This window comes from Micromonospora sp. 15K316 (genome assembly GCF_004348525.1).
Classification (GTDB): Bacteria; Actinomycetota; Actinomycetes; order Mycobacteriales; family Micromonosporaceae; genus Micromonospora.
Window position 1 is genome coordinate 1 of sequence record NZ_SMKG01000379.1, and the last position, 2,564, is coordinate 2,564.

Annotated in this window: 3 protein-coding genes and 1 pseudogene; 2 read left to right on the forward strand and 2 right to left on the reverse strand. The window is 73.6% G+C overall.

The window, feature by feature from the left end; translation table 11 throughout:
• On the reverse strand, positions 1–698 hold a 698-nt coding region (locus E1211_RS31615), incomplete at its 3' end, for an ABC transporter substrate-binding protein (protein WP_132353838.1).
• A 169-nt stretch (positions 699–867) separates the two neighbouring features.
• Between E1211_RS31615 and E1211_RS31620 the strand changes: the two genes are divergently transcribed.
• Positions 868–1,701: a phosphoribosylaminoimidazolesuccinocarboxamide synthase gene (locus tag E1211_RS31620; protein WP_132353840.1), complete on the forward strand. Its 834-nt coding sequence runs from the start codon at positions 868–870 to the stop codon at positions 1,699–1,701.
• A 39-nt stretch (positions 1,702–1,740) separates the two neighbouring features.
• Here the strand turns inward: E1211_RS31620 and E1211_RS31625 are convergent, their stop codons facing one another.
• Positions 1,741–2,064, reverse strand: a complete 324-nt coding sequence (locus E1211_RS31625) for a hypothetical protein (RefSeq protein ID WP_132353842.1) — start codon at positions 2,062–2,064, stop codon at positions 1,741–1,743.
• Between the two features lie 97 nt (positions 2,065–2,161).
• Between E1211_RS31625 and E1211_RS31630 the strand changes: the two are divergent.
• Positions 2,162–2,564, forward strand: a pseudogene (locus tag E1211_RS31630) (hypothetical protein); the annotation flags it as partial.

A 2,564-nucleotide genomic window follows, 5' to 3' on the forward strand; every position in this document is an offset into this window, starting at 1 on the left:
CGATAGAACTCCCCGCCCCGCCCCCGCAGCCAGATCCACAGCGCCCGGTAGTCACCGGACGGGTCCGTGGTGCCGGCCACCCGCCCCCGGCTGGCCTCCGTCACCTGCTCCGCCCAGTCGACGTACTCCTCCCAGGACATCCCGGCACGCGGCTCGGGCACCCGCAGGTCGCTCAACAGGTCCCGGTTGAAGATCACCGCTGCGGCGGTCTGCCCGGCGGCCACCGCCATCGTCCGGCCCGTTACCTGGCCGTACCGGGCCAGTCCCTCGGGGAGGTTGCGCAGATCGAGTCGGTTGTCCGCGACGTGGTCGGTGAGGTCGTGGACGATCTCCCGCTCGGCGTACTCGGTCAGGACGCTGTCGTCCAGCTGGATCAGGTCGGGCACGTTGCCACCAGCGGCCTGGGTGGCCAGCCGCCCGTAGTAGCCGTCAATGCCCTGCCAGGTCACCCGGAAGCTCACCCGCGGATCGCGCTCGCTGTAGAGGCGCAGTGCCTGTTCGGTCAGCTTCGCGCGCTCCGGCCCGCCCCACCAGAAGACCGACAGCTCGACCGGCCCGTTCCGGGTGGGTGTCGCGGCCGGCCCGGAGGTGCAGCCCGTGAGCCCGCCGGCCGCGAGGACCGGAGCACCCAGTAGCGCGGCGAGCACCCGGCGCCGACCGGGGTCGGCTGCCGGCACCGTCGGTCGGGAAACGGGCACGCGGGACTCCCGGGATGCGACGTGGGGGACGATCGGATCATTCACGCAGGCACCGCCCGAAGATGTCAACGTCCGTCCGGGTGGAGCCCGCGCACTCCACGGGCGTACGCGCAGATGCGCTCGGGCCACCCTGACCGCCGTACGCGAGCCACGTGGTCTACTAGGCCGCGTGGAACTTCTGCACTCGGGCAAGGTTCGGGACGTCTACGCCGACGGCGACGACCTGATCCTGGTCGCCTCCGACCGGATCTCGATCTACGATGTGGCCCTGCCGACGGTCATTCCGGACAAGGGCAAGCTGCTCACCGCGCTCTCGCTCTGGTGGTTCGAGCAGTTGTCGGACCTGGTACCGAACCACGTCATCTCCGCCACCGACGTGCCGGCCGAATTCGCCGGCCGGGCGATCCGCTGCCGACGGCTGGAGATGGTGCCGGTCGAGTGCGTCGCCCGCGGGTACCTCACCGGCGGCGGGCTCAAGGAGTACGAGCGCACCGGCGCAGTATCCGGTGTTCCGCTGCCTCGGGGCCTGGGCGAGGCCTCGATCCTGCCCGAGCCGATCTTCACCCCGTCCAGCAAGGCGCCCTTCGGCGAGCACGACGAGCCGATCACGTACGCGGACGTGGTGGCCAAGGTCGGCGAGTCGGTCGCCGAGCGGCTGCGTCAGATCACCATCGACGTCTACCGGCGCGGCGCCGAGATCGCCGCCGACCGGGGCATCCTGATCGCCGACACCAAGCTCGAGCTGGGCTGGGCGCCGGACGGCAGCCTCGTCCTCGGTGACGAGCTGCTCACCTCGGACTCGTCCCGGTTCTGGCCGGCCGAGTCGTACCAGCCGGGCCGGGTCCAGTTCTCCTACGACAAGCAGTACGTGCGGGACTGGGCCGTCAACAGCGGCTGGAACAAGCAGGCGCCCGCGCCGGACGTGCCGGCCGAGGTCGTCGAGGCGACCCGGGCCCGCTACGTCGAGGTCTACGAGAAGCTCACGGGCAACAGCTGGAACTGACGTGTTCCCGGCCGGCACGCCGGCCGGGAACACCGTCACTCAGTTGCCGCCGCCGAGTGCGGTCTTCGGCTCCGCCCGGTACGAGCGGTCCTCCGCCTGTCGGCCGACGACACCGCCGCCCGGCGTCTCCACGCTGAATGCCTGCTCGTCCGTGACGATCTTCAGCTCGTCCTGCTCGTCCGGGCGTGCTGCCTGCTCGGGGTTGCTCGTCCGGCGCGGTGCCAGCTCCGGCGGAACGGCCCGGCCACCGCGGGCCGGACGCGCCGGCTGGCTCGCCGCCGGACGGCTCCGCAGGCTGCTCGGCACCTCCTCCAGCCGGGACACGCGCGCGCCGGTGGGCGGCGCCACAGGTGCGTCGAGCACCGGCGCGACGCCTTCCGGCTGACCGTCGCCCAGCCACTCGCCGCCTGGCTGCACCGGCCGGGCCGTACGGTCCTGGTCCCGCTTCGACCGGGCGGGCGTGGCCGGTGGCGTGCTGCCGCCCTTCGCCGAGTTGCCCAGCACCGACGGGGAGGTGCCCGGGCGGGTCGGCGTCGAGCTGCCGTGCCTGTCGGAGGGCAGTCCGGTCCCCGGCCGGCCCTTCGTGGGCTGCCGACTCTGCAGCACCGGCGGGGAGGTGGCGTTGCTGCGCGGCGCGAACTGCTCGGCACCGGGCGCCCCCGGCCGGCCCGGCGTACGGCCGGCGGTGGACTCGCTCGTCGTGCCGGGCGCACCCGGCCGACGCGTGGTCGACGCCGGCGGGGCGCCCGTCTGGCCGGGATTGCCCCGGGTTCCGGCCGGCGGTGGCGTGGCGTTCGCCGACGCCCCCGGGCTGCGCAAGGCGTTCGGCGGTGCGGGCCGCCCCCCGGCCGGGGGTGGGGTGG